Origin of the sequence: Streptomyces sp. NPDC047061, from assembly GCF_040643955.1 — a bacterium.
In the GTDB taxonomy this organism is placed as follows: Bacteria; Actinomycetota; Actinomycetes; order Streptomycetales; family Streptomycetaceae; genus Streptomyces.
In genome coordinates this window covers 138,943-159,828 of sequence record NZ_JBEYVI010000005.1, presented here as the reverse complement: position 1 = coordinate 159,828, position 20,886 = coordinate 138,943, and the positions used below count along the sequence as shown (strand labels likewise).

Genomic DNA, 20,886 nt, shown 5'->3' with positions numbered 1-20,886 from the left:
CTCCGGGCGGCAGGAATGGCGGTAGTCGGGTTACCGTTCGAGTGGCCGTTGTGAGCTTTTCCCGTTTGACACGGGGGCGGGATGTACCGTCACACTCCGCAGCGTCACCAAGTGAGCGGGCGTCCGTGCCCGTGCCACAGCCCCGGGAGCAAGGCCTGGGGAGGCCCCAGCGTCGACCGGAGAGAAGAGCGAAGTTGTCCCCGACCAGCGAGACCGCACAGGGCGGCCGCCGACTCGTCATCGTCGAGTCGCCCGCCAAGGCGAAGACGATCAAGGGCTATCTGGGCCCCGGATACGTCGTCGAGGCGAGCGTCGGGCACATCCGTGACCTTCCCAACGGCGCCGCGGAGGTGCCCGAGAAGTACACCGGCGAGGTCCGGCGCCTCGGCGTGGACGTCGAGCACGACTTCGAGCCGATCTATGTGGTCAACGCGGACAAGCGGGCCCAGGTCAAGAAGCTCAAGGACCTGCTGAAGGACTCCGACGAGCTCTACCTCGCCACCGATGAGGACCGCGAGGGCGAGGCGATCGCCTGGCACCTCCAGGAGGTGCTCAAGCCCAAGGTCCCGGTCAAGCGGATGGTCTTCCACGAGATCACGAAGTCCGCGATCCAGGCCGCCGTCGCCAACCCGCGCCAGCTCAACCAGAAGCTCGTCGACGCCCAGGAGACCCGCCGCATCCTCGACCGCCTCTACGGCTACGAGGTCTCGCCGGTCCTGTGGAAGAAGGTCATGCCGCGCCTGTCGGCCGGCCGTGTGCAGTCCGTGGCGACCCGGCTCGTGGTGGAGCGGGAACGCGAGCGCATCGCTTTCCGGTCCGCCGAGTACTGGGACCTGACCGGCACCTTCGGGACCGGCCGGGCCGGTGACCCGAGCGACCCGTCGTCCCTGGTCGCCCGCCTCCAGGCCGTCGACGGCAAGCGCGTCGCCCAGGGCCGTGACTTCGACTCGCTCGGGCAGCTGAAGAGCGCGAACACCCTCCACCTCGACGAGGCGAACGCCCGCGCGCTCGCCGCGGCCCTGGAGAACACCCGGTTCTCGGTCCGCTCGGTCGAGTCCAAGCCGTACCGCCGCTCGCCCTACGCCCCGTTCCGTACGACGACCCTCCAGCAGGAGGCCTCGCGCAAGCTCGGCTTCGGCGCGAAGGCCACCATGCAGGTGGCCCAGAAGCTGTACGAGAACGGCTACATCACGTACATGCGTACGGACTCCACGACGCTGAGCGACACCGCGATCGCGGCCGCGCGCGCCCAGGTCACGCAGCTGTACGGCGCCGACTACCTGCCGGCCCAGCCGCGGACGTACGCCGCGAAGGTCAAGAACGCGCAGGAGGCCCACGAGGCGATCCGCCCCTCGGGTGATCGTTTCCGCACCCCCGCGGAGACCGGCCTCACCGGCGACCAGTTCAAGCTCTACGAGCTGATCTGGAAGCGGACCGTCGCCTCCCAGATGAAGGACGCGACCGGCAACAGCGTCACCGTGAAGATCGCCGGCACCGCCGCCGACGGCCGGGACGTCGAGTTCAGCGCCTCCGGCAAGACGATCACCTTCCACGGCTTCCTGAAGGCCTACGTCGAGGGTGCCGACGACCCGAACGCCGAGCTGGACGACCGCGAGCGCCGGCTGCCCCAGGTCGCCGAGGGCGACGCGCTCAGCGCCGAGGAGATCACGGTCGACGGGCACGCCACCAAGCCCCCGGCCCGCTACACCGAGGCTTCGCTCGTCAAGGAGCTGGAAGAGCGCGAGATCGGCCGCCCGTCGACGTACGCGTCGATCATCGGCACGATCCTCGACCGGGGTTACGTGTTCAAGAAGGGGACGGCCCTGGTGCCCTCCTTCCTGAGCTTCGCCGTGGTCAACCTCCTGGAGAAGCACTTCGGCCGGCTGGTCGACTACGACTTCACCGCCAAGATGGAGGACGACCTCGACCGCATCGCGGCCGGCCAGGCCCAGGCGGTGCCGTGGCTGCGGCGCTTCTACTTCGGCGAAGGCGGCGAAGGCACCCCCACGGGCGGCGCGGCCGACGCGGGCAACGGCGACGGGGACCACCTCGGCGGCCTCAAGGAACTGGTGACCGACCTGGGCGCGATCGACGCGCGCGAGGTGTCGTCGTTCCCGGTGGGCAACGACATCGTGCTGCGGGTCGGCCGCTACGGCCCGTACATCGAGCGCGGCGAGAAGGACTCCGAGGGCCACCAGCGCGCGGACGTGCCGGAGGACCTGGCCCCCGACGAGCTGTCCGTCGAGCTCGCGGAGGAGCTGCTCGCCAAGCCGAGCGGCGACTTCGAGCTGGGCGCCGACCCGGAGACCGGCCACCAGATCATCGCCCGTGACGGCCGCTACGGCCCGTACGTCACCGAGGTGCTCCCCGAGGGCACCCCGAAGACCGGGAAGAACGCGGTCAAGCCGCGCACGGCGTCGCTCTTCAAGTCGATGGCCCTGGACACGGTCACCCTGGCGGACGCGCTCAAGCTGATGTCGCTGCCGCGCGTCGTCGGCGCCGACGCCGAGGGCCAGGAGATCACCGCGCAGAACGGGCGCTACGGGCCGTACCTGAAGAAGGGCACGGACTCGCGCTCGCTCACCTCCGAGGACCAGCTCTTCACGATCACCCTCGAAGAGGCGCTCCAGATCTACTCCCAGCCCAAGCAGCGCGGCCGGGCCGCCGCCAAGCCGCCGCTGAAGGAGCTGGGCACCGACCCGGTCAGCGAGAAGCCGGTCGTGGTGAAGGACGGCCGCTTCGGCCCGTACGTCACCGACGGCGAGACCAATGCGACCCTGCGCTCCGGCGACAGCGTCGAGGAGATCACCCCGGAGCGCGGCTACGAGCTGCTCGCCGAGAAGCGGGCCAAGGCGCCCGCCAAGAAGACGGCGAAGAAGGCGCCCGCGAAGAAGACGGCGGCCGCGAAGAAGGCCGCACCGGCCAAGAAGGCGGTCGCCAAGAAGACCGCCGCGAAGAAGACGACGACCGCGGCGAAGACGGCGGCCAAGAAGGCGACGGCTTCCCGGACGGCGTCCGCGGAGGACTGAGTTCGGATCGAGCTGAGCGAGGACCGAGGGGTCTGAAAAGGCCTCCGGCCCTCACATCGGCTTCGCATTGTGCACGCCCCGGCATCAACTTGGTGTCGGGGCGTGTGTACCTGTGGACGGCGCGGCGGGCTGTCCGTGGCTGCCGATAGGCTGAAAGCATGACGCGAGCCGAGCAGCCAACGGCCCCCCAGACAGATCCGGACGACGCGCTGGTAGCGGATTCCCGCGAGCGCGCGGTCCGCTCGCTGCTGCGCCGACCCGAGCTCAGGCGGTTGTGGAGCGCCCAGCTCGTGAGCGGGATCGGCGACAGCCTGGCCTTGCTGGTCCTTGTCGTGCTCACGCTCCAGGCGGCCGTCGCCCAGGGCTCCTTGGGCGGTGGTTACCGCGGTGCGGCGCTCGCGGTGACGATCGTCTTCGGGGTGCGCATTCTGGCCACCCTGCTCTTCGGCGCGGTCCTGCTGGGCCCGCTCACCACGCTGACCGGGCAGGACGGCCCGCTCGACCGCCGCTGGACCATGGTCGGCGCCGACGGTCTGCGCACCGTCCTGCTGATCATCGCGCCCCTGTGGATCGACTGGACCCCGGCGAACGCCCTGACGCTCGTCCTGGTGACGGCCTTCGTCACCGGAGTCGCCGAGCGCTTCTGGACCGTCTGCCGGGAGAGCGCGGCCCCCGCGCTGCTGCCCGCCCCGCCCCCGGAGGGCGCGACGGTACGACCGCTGCCCGACCACCTGGACGCCCTGCGCCGCCTTTCGCTGCGGACGACGTTCCTGGCGATCCCGCTCGCGGCCGCCGCCCTGGTCGTCGCGTCCCTGGTCAACAACCTGCTGGGCACGGGCATCGCATGGTTCGCCCAGCACCAGGCGGCCCTCGCCTCGTACGTGGCGGCGGGCCTGTTCGCCGCGTCCCTCTCGGTGCTGGTCTACCTGGAGGTGCCCGGCACCCGCACCCCGCGCGCGCGGTCGCCGCTGGAGGGCCTGCGCCGCCCCAAGACCGCCGCCGGCACCGACACCGGCCGCACCGGCGCCATCCCGCTCCTGGTGCTGGCCTGCGCCGCGGTCGCCGGGGCGATCTCCGCCGCCGTCGCCGTCTCCGTGCTGCACGCCAAGGACCTGGGCGGCGGCCCGGTGCTGTACGGCCTGCTGGTGCTCGCCCTGACCGGCGGGGTCGCCGTCGGCATCCGTACGGCGCCCTCGCTGCTGCCGACGCTCTCCCGCCGCCGGCTGCTGTCACTCGCGATCGCCTTCACCGGCATCGCGCTGCTCGCCGCGGGCCTGGTCCCGGACGTCACCAGCGTGCTGCTGATCGTCGCGCTGGCCGGCATCGGCGCGGGCGTCGCCGCCAACACCGGGCACACCCTGCTCGACCAGGAGACCGAGGACTTCCGCCGGACGCGGACGACCGAGCACCTGCACGCGGTGGTCCGGGTCGCCATAGCGCTCGGCGCGCTGATCGCCCCCCTGGTGGCCGCGCTGATCGGGCCGCACCGGCTGGAGAACGGCAAGTTCGTGTTCGCGCACGGCGGCGCCGCCTTCACGCTGATGCTGGTCGGCGCGCTGCTCCTGCCGGTGGCCGCCCTGGTGCTCGCCAAGGTCGACGACCGCGCGGGCGTACCGCTCCGCCACGACCTGCGGGACGCGCTGCTGGGCGGCGACGACCCGGTGCAGGCCCCCACGGCCAACGGTTTCTTCATCGCCCTGGAGGGCGGCGACGGCGCCGGGAAGTCCACCCAGGCCGAGGCCCTCGCCGAGTGGATCCGGGCCAAGGGCCACGAGGTCGTCCTCACCCGCGAGCCGGGCGCCACCCCGGTCGGCAAGCGACTGCGCTCGATCCTCCTCGACGTCTCGTCCGCCGGTCTCTCGCACCGCGCGGAGGCGCTGCTGTACGCCGCCGACCGCGCGGAGCACGTCGACACCGTCGTCCGGCCCGCCCTGGAGCGCGGCGCGGTCGTCATCTCCGACCGGTACATCGACTCCTCCGTCGCCTACCAGGGCGCCGGCCGCGACCTGTCCCCGACCGAGGTCGCCCGGATCAACCGCTGGGCGACCGCCGGACTCGTCCCGCACCTGACCGTCCTGCTGGACGTGGAGCCGGAGACCGCCCGCGAGCGGTTCACCGAGGCGCCCGACCGGCTGGAGTCGGAGCCCGCCGAGTTCCACGCACGCGTACGGGCCGGCTTCCTGACGCTGGCCGCCTCCGACCCCGGCCGCTACCTGGTGGTCGACGCCGGCCAGGAGCCCGAGTCGGTCACCACCGTCATCCGGGCCCGGCTCGACACCGTGCTGCCGCTCTCCGAGGCCGAGATCAAGGCCGCCGAGGAGGCGCGCAGGAAGGCCGAGGAGGAGGCCCGCCGCAAGGCCGAGGAAGAGGCCGCGCGCAAGGCCGAGGAGGAGCGCCTGGAGCGCGAGCGCCAGGAGCAGCTCGCCAAGCTGCGCGCCGAGGAGGAGGAGCGCAAGCGCCGCGAGCTGGAGGAGGCGCAGCGCCGCGAGGCCGAACGGCAGGCGGAGGAGGCCCGGCTGCGGGCCGAGGAGGCGCGTAAGCGGGCCGAGGAGGAACAGGCCCGGCTGCTCGCCGAGGAGAAGGCCCGTGCGGAGGCCGAGGCCCGCCGCAAGGCCGAGGAGGAGCAGCGCCGCAGGCAGGCCGAGGAGGAGGCCCGGCTGCGTGCCGAGGCCGAGGAACGGCGCCTGGAGAAGCAGCGCAAGGCCGAGGAGGCCCTTCTCAAGGCCGAGCAGGCGCGGCGCGCCGCGGCGGAGGCGGCGGCAGCGGCCGACGTGGCCGCCCAGCAGTCCGCCGTACGGCCGCCGACGGCTCCCGGTGTCACACCGGAGGCGATGACGGTGCCGACGCCGGTGGTGAGGCCGGAGGCCGGGCGGGGCGAGTCGGAGGCCGGGCGGGGCGAGTCGGAGGCCGGGCGGGGCGAGTCGGAGGCCGGGCGAGGTGCGTCGGAGGCCGGGCGGCGTTCGCCGGAGGCCCGGGACGACGAGACGAAGGTGCTGCGCCCGGTGCGGGAGGAGTCGGCGCCCGCGGCCCGGGAGTCCGACGCCGAGGTGACGGCGGAGCTGCCGCAGCCGCCGGGGCGGCCCGCGGGTGCGGCCGACGAGACGGCGGTGCTGTCGCCGGTGAAGCCGGGCGCGGTGGACGAGACGGCGGTGCTGCCTTCGGTGGGCGCTGCCGGCGAGACGGCCGTACTGCCGCCGGTGCCGTCCGGCGCGGCCGACGAGACCGCCGTACTGCCTCCCGTGCGTGGCGATGCCGCCGCTCCCGCCGACGCCCCGGCGGACCGGATGCCGCCCGGGTTCTTCCGGGACGAGCGGGCGGGCGGGAACCCCGACGGCTCCGAGGGCAGCACCCGTGAGCTGCCGCAGGTCGACACCGACGCTCCGGCCCCGCGCCGGCGTCCCCGGCCCGACTGGGCCGAGGAGACCCCGCTGGACGACCTGCCGTCGCTGGCGGACGAGCTGCTGGGGTCGTACGACGAGTCGGATCACGACGACGAGCGGGGCCGCCGGGGTCGCGGTCGGCGCGGCTGAGGCTCCGGTGCGCGGGGGCGGTGCGGGCCGGGACTGCCGGCCGGTGCCGCCCCCGTTGCCGTTGCATGGGCGGGCGGGGGAACCGGCTGTCCCGGTCGCCCGCGGACCCCGCTGTCAGTGGGCACCCGCACAATGGAGTCCGGACCACGGAACCGGTGGGCTCCGGGACCGGTACCTGTCGGAACCGGTGCCTGTCGGGACCGGTACCTATGACGAAAGGGCGGCGTGACCCATGACCGTGTGGGACGACCTCGTCGGGCAGGAGCGGGTGAGTGAGGTGCTCACCGCCGCCGCCCGGGACGCCGACGCCCTCGTCACCGCCGCCGCGACCGACCGGCCGCTGCCGGAGTCGTCGAAGATGACGCACGCCTGGCTGTTCACCGGCCCGCCTGGCGCCGGCCGCAACCAGACGGCACGGGCCTTCGCCGCCGCCCTCCAGTGCGTGAGCCCCGACCGGGCCCTGGGCGGCGCCCCCGGCTGCGGCTTCTGCGACGGCTGCCACACCGCACTGGTCGGCACCCACGCGGACGTCACCACCGTCGCCGCCGTCGGCGCCGAGATCCTGGTCAAGGACATGCGCGACACGGTCCGCAAGTCGTACACGTCCCCGGCGACCGGCCGCTGGCAGATCATCCTCGTCGAGGACGCCGAGCGGCTGAACGAGAAGTCGGCCAACGCCGTCCTCAAGGCCGTCGAGGAGCCCGCCCCCCGCACGGTCTGGCTGCTCTGCGCGCCCTCCCTGGAGGACGTGCTGCCCACGATCCGTTCCCGTTGCCGGCACCTGAACCTGCGCACGCCCTCGGTGGAGGCGGTCGCCGACATGCTCGTCCGGCGTGAGGGCATCGAGCCCCAGGTGGCCGCCGCCGCCGCCCGCGCCACCCAGGGGCACGTCGACCGGGCCCGCAGGCTGGCCACCGACCCGGCCGCCCGTGAGCGCCGCGCGGCCGTGCTGAAGCTGCCGTTGCGGCTGGACGAGGTCGGCGCCTGCCTGAAGGCGGCCCAGGAGCTGGTGGACGCGGCGGCGGAGGACGCCAAACAGCTCGCCGAGGAGATGGACGGCAAGGAGACCGAGGAGCTGAAGGCGGCGCTCGGCGCGGTCCAGGGCGGGCGGCTGCCGCGCGGGACGGCGGGCGTGATCAAGGACCTGGAGGACATGCAGAAGCGCCGCCGGACCAGGACCCAGCGCGACAGCCTCGACGTCGCCCTCACCGACCTCACCGGCTTCTACCGCGACGTCCTCGCCCTCCAGCTGGGATCCAGGGTCGCGATCGCCAACGCGGACGCCGAGGACGCCCTGGAGCGGCTGGCCCGGGCCGGCTCGCCCGAGGCCACGCTGCGCCGGATCGAGGCGATCGGCGCCTGCCGGGAGGCCCTGGACCGCAATGTGGCGCCGCTGCTGGCGGTGGAGGCGATGACGATGGCGCTCAGAGCGGGCTGACGACGTCCAGGGCTCGGGCGTGGGACGACGTCCGGCGCTCGGGTGTGCACGGCGTTGACCGGGGTCACCCGTACGAGCCACAGTCCTCACGCACGGCACAGAGATCATTTCTCGGCGTTACGCTCGATTGATGCACATCAGGCGAATCCCCCGCCGGACCCGAAATCGGCACCGGGCCCAGACCCGGACCATGGCAGCCGCCCTGCTCTCGGCCGCCGCGCTGCTCGTCTCCGCGTGCTCCTCCTCGGGGGACGCGTCGACGTCGGCGGCCACCTCGGCCGGCACCGCCCAGCTGGCCGCACTGCCCCGTTCGACGCCGTCCGCGCTGGCGCCGTACTACGGCCAGAAGCTCACCTGGCGCGACTGCGGGGTCCCCGGTTTCCAGTGCGCGACGATGAAGGCCCCGCTGGACTACGCCAGGCCCGGCGCGGGTGACGTCCGGCTGGCGGTCGCCCGGAAGAAGGCCACCGGCAAGGCGAAGCCGCTCGGTTCGCTGCTGGTCAACCCGGGCGGGCCGGGCGGCTCGGCGGTGGACTACCTCCAGCAGTACGCGGGCATCGGCTACCCCGCCGAGGTGCGGGCGCGCTACGACATGGTCGCCGTGGACCCGCGCGGAGTCGCCCGCAGCGAGCCCGTCGAGTGCCTGAACGGCCCGCAGATGGACCGGTTCACCGAGACCGACATGACCCCCGACGACCAGAAGGAGACGGACCAGCTGGTCGGGGAGTACAAGACGTTCGCGGAGGCCTGCGGGGCGCATTCGGCGCAGGTGCTGCGCCATGTCTCCACCGTGGATTCGGCGCGGGACATGGACATCCTGCGGGCGGTGCTCGGCGACCCGAAGCTGAACTACGTGGGGGCGTCGTACGGGACGTTCCTCGGCGCGACCTACGCGGGCCTCTTCCCGGAGCGGGTCGGCCGGATGGTCCTGGACGGTGCGATGGACCCGTCCCTGTCCGCGCGTGAACTGAACCTCCAGCAGACGGCCGGGTTCGAGACGGCGTTCCAGTCCTTCTCCAGGGACTGCGCGAAGCGCACCGACTGCCCGCTCGGCCCCAAGGGCAGCACGCCGACACAGATCGCGGACAACCTGAGCACGTTCTTCCAGAAGGTGGACGCGCACCCCGTCCCGACCGGCGCCCCGGACGGCCGCAAGCTGACCGAGTCCCTGGCGACGACCGGCGTGATCGCGGCGATGTACGACCAGGCCGAGTGGGAGCAGCTGCGCGACGCCCTGCGCTCGGCGATGAAGGACAACGACGGCGCGGGTCTGCTCGCCCTCTCCGACAGCTACTACGAGCGGGACGCCGACGGCCGCTACTCGAACCTGATGTTCGCCAACGCCGCGGTGAACTGCCTGGACCTGCCGCCCGCCTTCACCGGCCCCGAGCAGGTCGAGAAGGCGCTGCCCGAGTTCGAGAAGGCATCGCCGGTGTTCGGCCCGAACCTGGCGTGGGCGTCGCTGAACTGCGCGTACTGGCCGGTGAAGGCGACGGGCGAGCCGCACCGGATCGAGGCGAAGGGCGCCGCCCCCATCGTCGTGGTCGGCACCACCCGCGACCCCGCGACCCCCTACCGCTGGGCCCAGTCCCTGGCCCGCCAGCTCTCCTCGGCCCGCCTCCTCACCTACGTCGGCGACGGCCACACCGCCTACGGCCGGGGCAGCACGTGCATCGACTCGGCGATCAACGCCTACCTCCTCGACGGCACCCCACCGGCGGAGGGAAAGCGCTGCTCATAGCCCCTGCGACGAGCCCGGGAGACCCCGCTCCGGGGCGTGTACGGAGCACCCCCGGAAACTGTGTAGACTTACCGAAGTCGCTGATCGCACCATAGTGCGGGCGACGCGCCGCTTTAGCTCAGATGGCCAGAGCAACGCACTCGTAATGCGTAGGTCTCGGGTTCGAATCCCGAAAGCGGCTCTTAAAAGTGCAGGTCAGGGCAGTGGTGGCCCCTCGTGGGGATCGCGAGGGGCCTTTTTCGTGCCCGGATGGGAACATCCTGGGAACATCGAAGCTGCGATAAGTCGCCTATGTCTATATTTTCGATCGCCGAACAAGGTTGCGAAAACGATGGAGATGGCCTGCCTTTGCGGCGGCGGGCGTAGCTGTCCGTGAACATCAGTGCGGATACGCGCGGCGCTGTGATGTCCTCCGGGGCCTGTTCTGGCGGTCACTGCGGCGATGGGCGGCGTGCTCTGTCTCCGAGTGCGGAGAACGGTCCGGTGCTTCTGGCCCCTGTGGGGTCATACCGCGCGTAATGTCTGCGGGCATGGATGGGGCAAGCCGTATGGCCGGGGTCGGGAACGGCGGGGGCCGGTACCCCTGGGTCCGCCGCGTGCATGCGATCACCTCGGCGCTCCAAGTTGACCGCTTTGGCTGGCTGGTAGACCTGCCGTGGGCGACAGCAGGGGTACCCCTTGCCGGTCGACGTGAGGACAAACTGCTTGTGGTCCTGGGCGAGCGCGGATGCGGCAAGAGTGACTTGTTCATCGAGGAAGCCGAGGCGCTGCAGTCCGAGGGACACGTCGTGGAGCGGGTCGACCTGAGTGCGCGGGGACGGTTCTACGAAGCGAGCATTGCGCGACAGAGTTTGGCCGTAGTACTGGAGCGAGTTTCCGCGGGTGACCCCGGATACGTCCTGCTAGACAGCCTCGACGAGGGGATGGACCGACTCGGGGTTCTGGATGACATTCTGGTCGGCTGTCTGGAAGAGCTCGGTCGTGAGCGGAGAAGCCAGCTACGGCTGCGTATCGCCTGCCGTTCGGGCCGGTGGCCCCGCGGTCTGGAAGGGCACCTCCAGTCACTGTGGGCGCCTGAGGAGGTCTCGGTAGTTGGTGTGACGCCGCTGTCGCGTTCCGATGTGGAGACGGCCGCCGCCTGGGATGGCCTCGACGGCCGTAGAGTCACTCGGCGGCTGGAGCAGAAGGGTGCGGTGGCTCTGGCCTGGTCTCCGATCACCTTGAAACCCTTGCTTGAAGCCGAACGGGAAGGGTGGGGCCTGCCTTCGACGGTAGCTGACGCCTACCGGCTTGCCTGCCGACAGTTGAGCTCCCACGGCCACCGTGACGGAAATCCGCTGACCCCCGATCACCTGACGGCACTCGCGAGCCGAGTGGCCGCCGCCATGCAGTTCGGCCACTATGCAGCGATCCACGACACCCCGAGTGCCATGGAGACTGACGTGGCACTGGCTGATCTTGACGGCGGTGACGAGCCGGGAGCGGCGGGGGTCTCCTACCACTGCGGGATGCAGGAACTGCTGGCGTTGGTGGATTCCGGGCTGATGGTCGAGGTCGGGCTGCGTCGCTGGGCCTTCGCCCATGACAGCTACCAGCAGTACCTGGCTGCCCAGTTCCTGGCACGGCACCACATGCACGACGCCGCGCAGGGGCAGTTGCTGTGGATCGGTGATGGAACGTCCCGTCATGTTGTGGAACGACACCGCGAGGTGGCCGCATGGCGGGTGGTGGACGATACAGAGCTGTTCGCCGAAGTCCTGCGGTACGACCCCGAAGTGCTGTTGCTGGCCGACCTCACCGCACTCCGCGATCAGGAGCGCGAGGCCGTGGTGGACCGGCTCCTCGGCCTCGTGTCCAGCGATGACACGGTCCAACTGGACCGAGAGGTGCTGCACCGACTGAAGCACCCCGGGCTGTCCTCTCAGCTGCGTCCTCACCTGTCTCTTGCGGCTGCACCTCCGCTGCTCTCCACAGTGCTCCGCATCGCGCGAGCCTGCCAACTACCGGAGCTCAACGACCAGTTGCTGACAGTGGCCGAGACCCAGGGGATCGATCCGAAACTGCGCCGCCTGGCCGTCCAAGCACTCGGCAACGAACTGGACGCGGACCATGTGGCCCGCCTCACGGCGTTGGCCGAGCACAACGATGCGGACCTGGGCCGGCTGCCGGTCCTGGAACAAGACCCGGAGCGGCTGGCCTTGCTGAGGGCGCTGGCCTGGCGCGGTGATGCGGACTTGGCGGCGGCCGCGCTGGAGCGGTTGTGGCCGCAGTATCTGCGGCTGCCCGAATTTCTGGACCTGATCCCGCCTGCCGAGGACCCCACGCAGGTCCGTTCCGCATGGCTCCTGATCCATAAGGCTCCGAACCTGCTGAGACCCGAAGACGTTGACGAAGCCGTGGCGTGGGCGACACGGACTCTGGGTTCGCGGCACCCCCGGGCCGGTCTGACCCTGTCCGGCGAGTCGCAGTTGTCCGTGCGGCTGCCGGTTCGCATTCTCGCCCAGGCGATCGCGCTCTTCGACGAAGGCGACACCAACAGTGACTCTGCACAACGGAACAGGCGGCTCGACGAAGTCGCCGATGCTCTGCTCACCCTGGCGGGACGTGCCGATTTTGACGACCGGCACCAGCTTGCGCAACCGGTGGGCGAGGTGCTGCTAAGTCGGCCGGGCATCCGCCGAGAGCTGGGCCAGCGTGTCCTGGAACGCGGTGATGACCACCAGGTCACTCGGCTCCTATCCTGGTCAGGCAGCCCTGCCCTGTTCTCCACCGACGACTCGGTGTACTGGACTCTGCAGTGGCCCACACTGAGCCCTGACGCACGCCGGCACGCTGAGTGGCTGGTGACGGCGTGGCCCGATCCAGCGGATCCGGACCTGCCGTCCGCTCTTGAACTGCGCGAGCGTCACCCGGATCTGAAGGCCGCCACTGCACGGTGGGACACCCGCGCGGAGGAAGAAGCCCGGCAACAGCGCGAGCAGGAAGAACAGTGCCACCGCCTGGCATTCAACGAAGCCCGCCTACGGCTTGCCCTCACCGCGCTCAGCGCCGGAGAGGGATCCCCCGAGCGGCTGTGGCAAGACATCACCACCGAGCTGTACCGCACCGCGGACGGCAGCGAGGCGTCGCAGGACAGGCTGGGCGTCGTGGCTGCTGCACCGTCTTTCCCACATGAAGGCAGCGAACTGCACCGTCTGCTGCTGGACGCGGCTGTTACCGTCGCCCGCCGCTCAGCAGCCCTCAATGGCGTAGCGGCCACTCCAGCCACAGCAGACTGGGACCGGGCAGCCACTGCTCTGACCGCGCTGGCCCTGCTTGATGCCTCGCACCTGGCCGAGGCATTCGACCACCATACCCGTCGAGCGGCTGTGGCTGCCGTGGCACTGGCGGCCCACGATTGCCACGACTCCGACGACTCCGCACTACGGCGCAGCCTCATCACACAGTGCGCCCGGCTGGCCGGCCACGAACTGCCGACCCTGCTCCACCAGGCGCTAGGCGGTTGCAGCGAGCCGGAACTGAACAGTCTGGCAACCGCGTTCGCCCGTACCGCCGTTCCTGATGCGGTTCAGACCTTGCGCGACTGGGCCACCGATCCGGGCCGCACCGACTTGCAGTGGGCCGGCGTCCTGACCTCACTCGCGTTGGCGGGAGACCGAACGGCCCAAGAAATCCTGTCCGCCGCGGTGACCGACCCCGACGTTCAACGAGACGCCGCGCGGAGCAGCTCGCGATGGACCCGCGCCGCCGCGGCGCTAATGGGACAACCACAACTGCCCGAGATCTGGCCCGTCATCAGGGCAACCCTGGATACCGCCGGCGTTCTGGCTGCTTTCCTGGAACGCCTTATCGTCGCCGACCCCAAGGGCAACTGGCCGTCCGGGACCGGCCAGTTGCCCGAGACTGACCTCGCTGACCTGTACACCATGGTTACCGACCACATCGGTATCACCCGTCTCCGGGATTACGAGTTCGAGGGTGGCTTTTACACCGACGCTCGCAGCAACCTGCACCGAGGGCTGCTGGGCCTGCTGATCTCCAAGACCAGCCCGGAAGCGGTCCGAGAGCTGACCGGTCTCGCGACTCACTATCCCGAACTTGCAGACCTGCGTCGGCACGTTAAGGCCACGGCCCGCGAGGTCGCCGAACTTCAGGCTCAACCCCTGGTTCCGGAGCAACTTCGGCGCCTGGCCGCAGACACCAATCTGCGCACCGCCACCGACGCACGGCATCTCCAGGACATCGTGCTGGCCAGCCTCGACCGCCTCCAGGCTGTGCTTCAGGGGTCCAACGGCCTTGTGGTCAACCTGTGGAACCGGGACAAGTGGACAGTGGATCACACCGACTGGTGGCCGTGCTGGGAAGAAGACTTCAGCGACATGGTCGCAGCTCTCCTGCGCCAGGACATCGGTGGAAACCGCGTCGTGATCAACCGCGAGGTCCAAGTCGACCGCTCCGGGTTTCCCGGCAGACGTACCGACATTCAGATCCAAGCCACGACCCCGCCCACCAGCAGCAGCGACGGCACGCTGACGGTAGTCATCGAATGCAAAGGATGCTGGCACCGAGACTTGTCCACTGCCCTGGCCGACCAGCTTGTCCGCGACTACCTGCGTACCCCCGGTACCGCAGGCATCTACCTCATCGGCTACTTCGACTGCGACCGCTGGAACCGCGAAATGCGCAGGAAGCGACACCACGCATCAGAGGATCACACTATCCGTGACCTGCAGCATGGACAGGATGTACGCGCCCAGGAACAGCGCGACCAGTACGGTGCCATTGTCGCGGCGAAGGTTCTCGACTGCCGTCTCCCCGGAGCCAACGATCCTTGGCGTGCCAAGCCCCACGATCCTCCCGCGCACACAACCTAGTAGCGATGTTGATCGATGGCAGTTATTCACCTTGGACCGCGAGTAGCGGCATGAACTTCATGACTGCAAAGACGGCCTGTCTCCCTCAAGAGGGGAACAGGCCGACGGCGTTCATGGCAAGAATGATCAAGGTTGCTGTGCCTCCGAAGGTGACACCCGCGCGTTGGATCGCATTGCTCATATTCGCTCCACCCGAGCGGGCAAGTGCACCAGTTACCAAGGCGACGACCAGGCTGATCAGGGCTGCTACTAGGAGCAGTAGGACACGTACACCAGCGTTGTCGCTCATCGGTCACAGTCCTCAGGTCATGGTCGGCTCGGCTCCAGGAGGGTGTGGCGCTGCCGTCGTCGAAATGGTAGATCCCGCCCTGGAAAAAAGTCCAGGGCGGGGGTAATGTGTGTCCTGGGCGGGGCACCTCAACCGGAACGGTGGGCTTCAGGATGGCCGATCAGCGCGACAGGGATGCGCTTGACGTCGCGCCCACGCATGGCGTCGACGACTACACCCAGGGCCTGCGTACGGAGCGCGCTCTGGCAAGGCTGGCGGCCATCGCGGACCCCATTGCTCGAGTTCGAAGTGCAGACGACTTGGCTGAGCAGGCGCGGAGCGTTCAAGGTGCCATTGGGCGGGTGCGCCGCCAAGCGATCTACGAAGCGACGCTGCGGCCTGGGCATACAGGCGAATCCGTCGCTGCTGAGCTAGGCATCAGCGCCAAAGCAGTCTCTGCAGCTGTCTCTGAGTCGCGAGCTCGGGATCGCCAACTGTTTCGGAACGCGTTGGAGATTCTCATGCGCCCTGGGGTTTGTGAGGTGCCGGCGGATCAGCTAGCCCCGGGTCTTCGGGCACGCGATGTGCTCATGCAGGCTCGCGTTCTCCTCCGAGGCCGGAACAGCTACGACGTCAATGCTGTCAGTGACGACGAGTTCTCCGTGCTCGAGGAGGCGGAAGACCGGGCTCGGTACATCCACCGTTCCGCAGGAATGGAGCCACCGCCGCTTGAGGCGTGGAGGCGTCCCCTGGCAGAGAAAGGCCCAGACGAAGATCGAGTTCCTGACGCCATGCGCCGCGCCGCAGCTGTCTTTGCTGTTCTGCCGGGTATCGTCCCGCTGTACTTCGAAATGCCCGACGTCCATGATTCGCACCCCCGCTCTGGGTGGTGGCGAATCGGGTGGGGCGTTCTCCCTGCCGAGGAGGGTGCGCGCGTATTCGACGCTGGCCCTCACCGTGATGGCTGGGCCACAACGGAGTACCTGGTCTGGTTCGTTCGTGACTTGGCTCGCGGTGGATACGGCATTTGGAATGACCTAAGCTCTCCACCTCCATTTATCAATGAACCTGGCGAGTGCCTCTCCTTCTCAATCGAAGGGGATCTGAATGCGGAAAAGGCGATCACGCCAGACGAGTTCGTGCGAGACCTTCGGCACATGTGGGCAGATCAGAACACCGGCTTCATGGAGCTTGACTGGCCCGAACTGCCGGACGATGAAACCTGACCCGGGTCACCCGGTGCCCGCCGTGCCTCCTCTCTGACGACATCGACGGGCCCCACCTCGGTGTGACGACTGCCCGCCGCCGCGCTCTCGACCCGGAACACACCGACGCCGGGGGCGCGCCTCCATCGAGGGCATCGTTGCTGTCCCGCCTGTTTGCCAGGCCCGAGAGCCCGGTCTGCTCAAGGTGAGTCGGATGTTCACGCGACTCATCCCCGGTCGAAGGGGTCGAGGGCGCCCGCGCCGAGACCGACACGATCATCTGGTGCACAGGCTTCCGGCTCGCTCCGTCCCACCTCGTGCCGCACCAACTCCGAGGGCGACGCGGCCACATCGTCATCGAGGGATCCTAGGTGGTGGACGAGCCACGCCTGCACCTGCTCGGCAGGCGACTGGACCGCCCCCCTCCGCCATCTTCATCGGGGTTGGGTGTCCCGCCAGAGAGATCATCGGCTTGTTCCCGTAGGACCCGGCCGCACGAGGATCAGCGGAGCGGCAGCGATCCACCGTCACATAGGGCCCATCGGCGAGAACGGTCTCGCGTTGTCAGTGGAGGCGGAGACAATCACATCGCTGGCGGTATGGGGAGGCGCAGGCGTGCACACAGACGATTTCTTCCGCACCAAGCCCGACGACACGGTGAACTGGGCCGAGCGTCGGCCTGGCGAGTGGATGTGTCAGCTTTGGAGGCTCGATGTCGAACTGATGGAGTCCCTACGTTTCGGTCCGCTGCCCGCCGAGGCGGACCTGGATGTGGCCGTGGCCCTGACCCGGCTGCTGCACGAAGACTTCGTCGCCAGGGGCACCAGCCACGACGAGCGAATGAACGACGAGGAGGTCGTCCTTGCCGTCAAGGCGCACCGAGCGGTCCTAAGTCGCCTGGGACTGGAGCCTCCGCAGTTGCCGTTCCGGCACCACAGCGGGTTCTACGACTACTGGCGCAAGAACGACATGTCCGGCGGGGGCGGCTGGCAGGCACGCCGCGAGTGCATCGAAGAGTTGCTCGGGCCGACCCGCGAGGCCCTGGAGGAACTGCAGGAGATCGAATACGAGCGGCGCTTCACGAACGGTCCCCGCGGAACCTTCAAGAACCTGATCTTCGCAGCGGTCGGCCCGAAGCCGAAGATCGTGCTGCGGGACGCCGTGAACAACGACGTGGAGATCGTCCAGAACGCAGAGAACTGCCTCGTGTACAGCGACCCGTTGCCGGCGCACGGCCTGACCTGGCGGCAGATCGTCACCTGGTGGGTGACGAACCACCAGCCGTACGCCGATGAACCCACGGCTGCTGATGCCCTGTACCGACGACTGTACCGTTCCCTGGACTCGCTGCCCGAGCAGACGCTTCTGCGTACCTACTGCACCCGCTACGCCGAACCCGATGGGTTCGACCTGCCTGCCCTGATCCCTCAGGTCTACTTGCACTACGACCCCTACACCCGTAGAAGCAGCGAGCACAGCGGTGCCGTGTACCGGCAGCGCATGGACTTCCTCCTGCTGGCTCCCGACCGCTCCCGGATCGTCATCGAGGTTGACGGTGCCCACCACTACGGCACCAAGAACCCGGCCGACGAGAACGGCCGCGTCACCTACACCGCCTCGCCCAGGCTCTATTCGGAGATGGTCGCCGAGGACCGCCGCCTGCGACTGGCCGGCTACGAGATCTACCGCTTCGGCGGCTGGGAACTCACTCAGTCAGAAAGCCCGCAGGTCCTTGCCGACTTCTTCACTGAACTGCTCGACCGCCACAAGAAGCCGACGCCGTAGCGACGGCTGCGACTGGTTCCATACCCGGCAGCGCGCATCTCCTCGATGTACTCCATCTGCCAGTACTCGTAGACGCTGAGGTGAGAGGCGTAGCCGCCCCACAGCAGGTGGGCCAGTTTGTGCAGCTCGTTCACCTGCTCGTAGAAGTTCACGTTCTACTGAACAGGGCGGGCCGCAGCACGGTGGGGGCCATGGCCGACCACGGCGTAGCGGAAGGTCTCGCCCGTCGCGTCCTCGCTGTCCAGCCAGTTCAGCTGTTTCCAGGACTCCGGGTCGATGCGCTGCTCCGGCTTCGGCAGATCTAGGAGCGCAAGGTAGCGGTTGAGACAGTCCGCCAGTTTTCTGATGTTGTGGGTGCGCAGCCGCTCATCCAGCTTGGCGGGGCTCAGGTCCTCGGGGCCCCTGTAGCCCTCCTGAACCGCGCAGCGTGCCGCAGTGCGGATCAGCCACTTCAGCGTCAGTTCGATGCTGTGTCGGTAGTTCTAGAGGATCGGGATGGGCAAGAAGTCGTTCGGGCCGTGGGTGATCCAGTGCCGCGCGGCGTTCTCGGCTACCTCCAGGTAGCCGTTTGCGATGGCGAGATCATCTTCGCTGGCCCCGCCCCAGATGGCGATCTCATGATGCGACCACTGGGGCCGGGGCAGGCTCAACCAGTTCTCTGCTCCGTCCACCCGATCAGGATGACAATCGGGTACCCCATCTACTACCGTTTTTTCTTCTTTGGGGGACCTTACGCCGTTCTAGGAGTCTCGCCTCCCTGGCGCGGACCGCGGTCGCGGGCTGCTGCCGATCAGCCGATGACCAACCTCGACACCAGCGAGGCCGTGACCGGGGCAGGGGGCCGGTCACGGCTCCTGCCGGCGCTGGGTAGTCAGGCCGGTAGGGCGGCCGACGCTGTCTCGGACCAGCGACGCTTCCTGATCAGGCGGCTTGCGCGGGGCCGGGGAGGGCCTGCCCTGGGGTGCCCGTTTGTTCACCGCGGCTTGCTTACGGAACCCGATCACCTCAGTACCGAGGCGAGGGCTCCCGTCACAGCGGCCGCCAGTGTGAGGACTGCCAGGAATGCGGTGGCGGCCCGGGCAAGGGCGGCCGGGTAGGTGGCGCCATCTATGCGGGCGAGGGTGCCCGCCGCGGCGGCAGCCAGCAGGGCCAGAGCAAGCAGCAGCCCGACAACGAGCAGAACGACAGCTAGTACGGACACGACAAACTCCCTGAGGGCGGTGAGGTGTTGACGTGCCCCAAGGTCCTGGAAACGCTGTTCGGCGGGGTTCGGCCGGATGAAGATGAACACTGACGAACACACCGGGTCGGGGGCGGATAGGTGTACGACGAGCAGGATCAACGCGATGAGGCACTCATCCAACTGCGCGGGAGGCTGGCCGATGGGCTGGCACACGCGCGGCTGAGCAAGACGCAGCTCGCCAAGCAGGCCGGGCTGGGCCGCACTACGGTGCAGCAGGCCTTCCAGGCCGGCGCCTCAATTCCGTCGGCCGAAACTGTTGCGGCTCTCGCCCGAGTTCTCCGTCTCCCAGGGATGGAGCTGATGGACTTACGGCGGCTGGCATGCGGTGTGTCGGCTCCGTCCGCAGGGTCAGACGGTCTGGGCAAGCCGATCAGCGAGTGGAGTCCGCACGACTTGGAGGTTCACCCTGCTGGTCTTGCGATAGACGGGCAGGGACAGGGCACCGCGTTGGAGCCGTCATTGCCCACCTATGTACCACGTGCCCACGACCGGGTCCTTGCTGAGGTCGTTCGGGATGCCTCGCAGGGCCGGAGCCGCATCGTCGTTCTGGTCGGCACATCGTCAACCGGCAAGACCAGAGCATGCTGGGAAGCTGTTCAGCCGCTCGCTGACCGGGAGTGGAACCTGTGGCATCCCTTCGACCCCACGCGAGCCGAAGCCGCCCTTGAGGATCTCTCGCGAGTGCCACGGAAGACGGTCGTCTGGCTGAACGAGGCTCAGCATTATCTCGGTCACTCCCGCGTGGGTGAGCAGGTTGCCGCCGCTGTGCAGAGTCTGCTCAACGACTCCGGGCGCCAGCCAGTTCTCGTGCTCGGAACACTCTGGCCCGAGTACGTCGACCAGTACACGGCCCTTCCGTCGCCCGGCGGCGAGGACCCCCACAGCCGCGTACGGGAGCTCCTGTCCGGACGGATACTCACCACTCCGGAGACCTTCGACCAGGAGGCATTGCGCCAGGCACAGGCTCTCGGTCACAAGGGTGACAGGGCTCTGGCCGATGCGCTGAACCGGACAGCGGCCGATGGACGAGTGACACAAGATCTCGCTGGAGCCCCCGAGTTGCTGCGCCGCTATGAACACAGCACACCGGCTGCCAGAGCAGTGCTGGAAGCGGCGATGGATGCACGCCGACTCGGCGCAGGAGTCTATCTGCCGCAGGACTTTCTCACCGATGCCGCAACCGACTATCTCAGCGTGCACGACTTCGACCAGATCAGCGACGACTGGGCAGAGGCAGCTTTCTCCGAACTCGCCAGACCTGTGCACGGCAAGCATGCTCCTCTCCGCCGCACTCGTTCACGCCCGCAGCGACGTCCGCCCGGCAGCCCACTGGAAACCACTATCCCTGGCCAAGACGACGGGCCGACGTACCGGCTCGCGGACTACCTTGAGCAGCACGGTCGAAGTACTCGCCGAGCCCTTTGCCCTCCTGGGTCGTTCTGGCACGCCGCCCACAGCAACCTCACGCAGCGCGACGACCTCGTCAACCTGGCCGATGCGGCCGAGACGCGGTGTCGTTTGCAGTGGGCCTACCACCTTCGGTATCGGGCCGCTGAGGGCAGGGACGTTGCCTTGGTCGACCTCGCGGGTCGGCGGGAGGCGGCCGGGGACCACGAGCGGGCCGAAGCCCTCTATCAAGAAGCGGCGAAGGCGGGAGACCCCAGTGTCCTGGTCAAACTCGCGGGTCGGCGGGAGGCGGCCGGGGACCACGAGCGGGCCGAAGCCCTCTATCAAGAAGCGGCGAAGGCGGGAGACCCCAGTGTCCTGGTCAAA

Annotated in this window: 11 protein-coding genes and 1 tRNA gene; 9 read left to right on the top strand and 3 right to left on the bottom strand. The window is 69.1% G+C overall.

The genetic code is table 11. From position 1 onward, the window contains the following. Positions 1-194 precede the first annotated feature (194 nt). From topA to ABZ887_RS11195, 6 genes are all read left to right on the top strand, one after another. Positions 195-3,029: a type I DNA topoisomerase gene (gene topA / locus ABZ887_RS11220; protein ID WP_361286129.1), complete on the top strand. Its 2,835-nt coding sequence runs from the start codon at positions 195-197 to the stop codon at positions 3,027-3,029. Between the two features lie 158 nt (positions 3,030-3,187). After that, positions 3,188-6,559 carry a dTMP kinase gene (tmk, locus tag ABZ887_RS11215; RefSeq protein ID WP_361286126.1) on the top strand — a complete coding sequence of 1,124 codons (3,372 nt, stop codon included), beginning with the start codon at positions 3,188-3,190 and terminating at the stop codon, positions 6,557-6,559. Between the two features lie 232 nt (positions 6,560-6,791). Beyond that, positions 6,792-7,997: a DNA polymerase III subunit delta' gene (locus ABZ887_RS11210; protein ID WP_361286122.1), complete on the top strand. Its 1,206-nt coding sequence runs from the start codon at positions 6,792-6,794 to the stop codon at positions 7,995-7,997. Between the two features lie 190 nt (positions 7,998-8,187). After that, positions 8,188-9,738: an alpha/beta hydrolase gene (locus tag ABZ887_RS11205; RefSeq protein WP_361286116.1), complete on the top strand. Its 1,551-nt coding sequence runs from the start codon at positions 8,188-8,190 to the stop codon at positions 9,736-9,738. Between the two features lie 107 nt (positions 9,739-9,845). After that, positions 9,846-9,919 (top strand) — tRNA-Thr (locus tag ABZ887_RS11200). Between the two features lie 415 nt (positions 9,920-10,334). Then, positions 10,335-14,612 carry a hypothetical protein gene (locus ABZ887_RS11195; RefSeq protein WP_361286113.1) on the top strand — a complete coding sequence of 1,426 codons (4,278 nt, stop codon included), beginning with the start codon at positions 10,335-10,337 and terminating at the stop codon, positions 14,610-14,612. 85 nt (positions 14,613-14,697) lie between these two features. Here the strand turns inward: ABZ887_RS11195 and ABZ887_RS11190 are convergent, their stop codons facing one another. Next, positions 14,698-14,901 carry a hypothetical protein gene (locus tag ABZ887_RS11190; protein ID WP_361286109.1) on the bottom strand — a complete coding sequence of 68 codons (204 nt, stop codon included), beginning with the start codon at positions 14,899-14,901 and terminating at the stop codon, positions 14,698-14,700. A 152-nt stretch (positions 14,902-15,053) separates the two neighbouring features. Between ABZ887_RS11190 and ABZ887_RS11185 the strand changes: the two genes are divergently transcribed. Both ABZ887_RS11185 and ABZ887_RS11180 read left to right on the top strand, forming a co-directional pair. Further along, positions 15,054-16,106, top strand: coding sequence for a hypothetical protein (locus ABZ887_RS11185; protein WP_361286106.1), 1,053 nt, complete (start codon positions 15,054-15,056; stop codon positions 16,104-16,106). 546 nt (positions 16,107-16,652) lie between these two features. Continuing rightward, positions 16,653-17,870 (top strand): hypothetical protein, encoded by a 1,218-nt coding sequence (locus ABZ887_RS11180; protein WP_361286703.1) that lies wholly within the window; start codon positions 16,653-16,655, stop codon positions 17,868-17,870. A 482-nt stretch (positions 17,871-18,352) separates the two neighbouring features. Here ABZ887_RS11180 and ABZ887_RS11175 read toward each other — a convergent pair whose 3' ends face one another. Both ABZ887_RS11175 and ABZ887_RS11170 read right to left on the bottom strand, forming a co-directional pair. Continuing rightward, positions 18,353-18,541, bottom strand: a complete 189-nt coding sequence (locus ABZ887_RS11175) for a hypothetical protein (RefSeq protein WP_361286103.1) — start codon at positions 18,539-18,541, stop codon at positions 18,353-18,355. A gap of 329 nt (positions 18,542-18,870) precedes the next feature. Beyond that, on the bottom strand, positions 18,871-19,071 hold the full coding sequence (locus ABZ887_RS11170; protein ID WP_361286100.1) for a hypothetical protein: 201 nt from the start codon (positions 19,069-19,071) through the stop codon (positions 18,871-18,873). Positions 19,072-19,191: 120 nt separating this feature from the next. Here ABZ887_RS11170 and ABZ887_RS11165 point away from each other — a divergent pair. Then, on the top strand, positions 19,192-20,886 hold a 1,695-nt coding region (locus ABZ887_RS11165; RefSeq protein WP_361286097.1), incomplete at its 3' end, for a helix-turn-helix transcriptional regulator.

Bases quoted from the DNA above. Each gene is read 5' to 3' on its own strand.
- tmk (WP_361286126.1), top strand. From the start codon at position 3,188: ATGACGCGAGCCGAGCAGCCAACGGCCCCCCAGACAGATCCGGACGAC.
- ABZ887_RS11185 (WP_361286106.1), top strand. From the start codon at position 15,054: ATGGCCGATCAGCGCGACAGGGATGCGCTTGACGTCGCGCCCACGCAT.
- ABZ887_RS11210 (WP_361286122.1), top strand. From the start codon at position 6,792: ATGACCGTGTGGGACGACCTCGTCGGGCAGGAGCGGGTGAGTGAGGTG.
- ABZ887_RS11190 (WP_361286109.1), bottom strand. From the start codon at position 14,901: ATGAGCGACAACGCTGGTGTACGTGTCCTACTGCTCCTAGTAGCAGCC.
- ABZ887_RS11205 (WP_361286116.1), top strand. From the start codon at position 8,188: ATGGCAGCCGCCCTGCTCTCGGCCGCCGCGCTGCTCGTCTCCGCGTGC.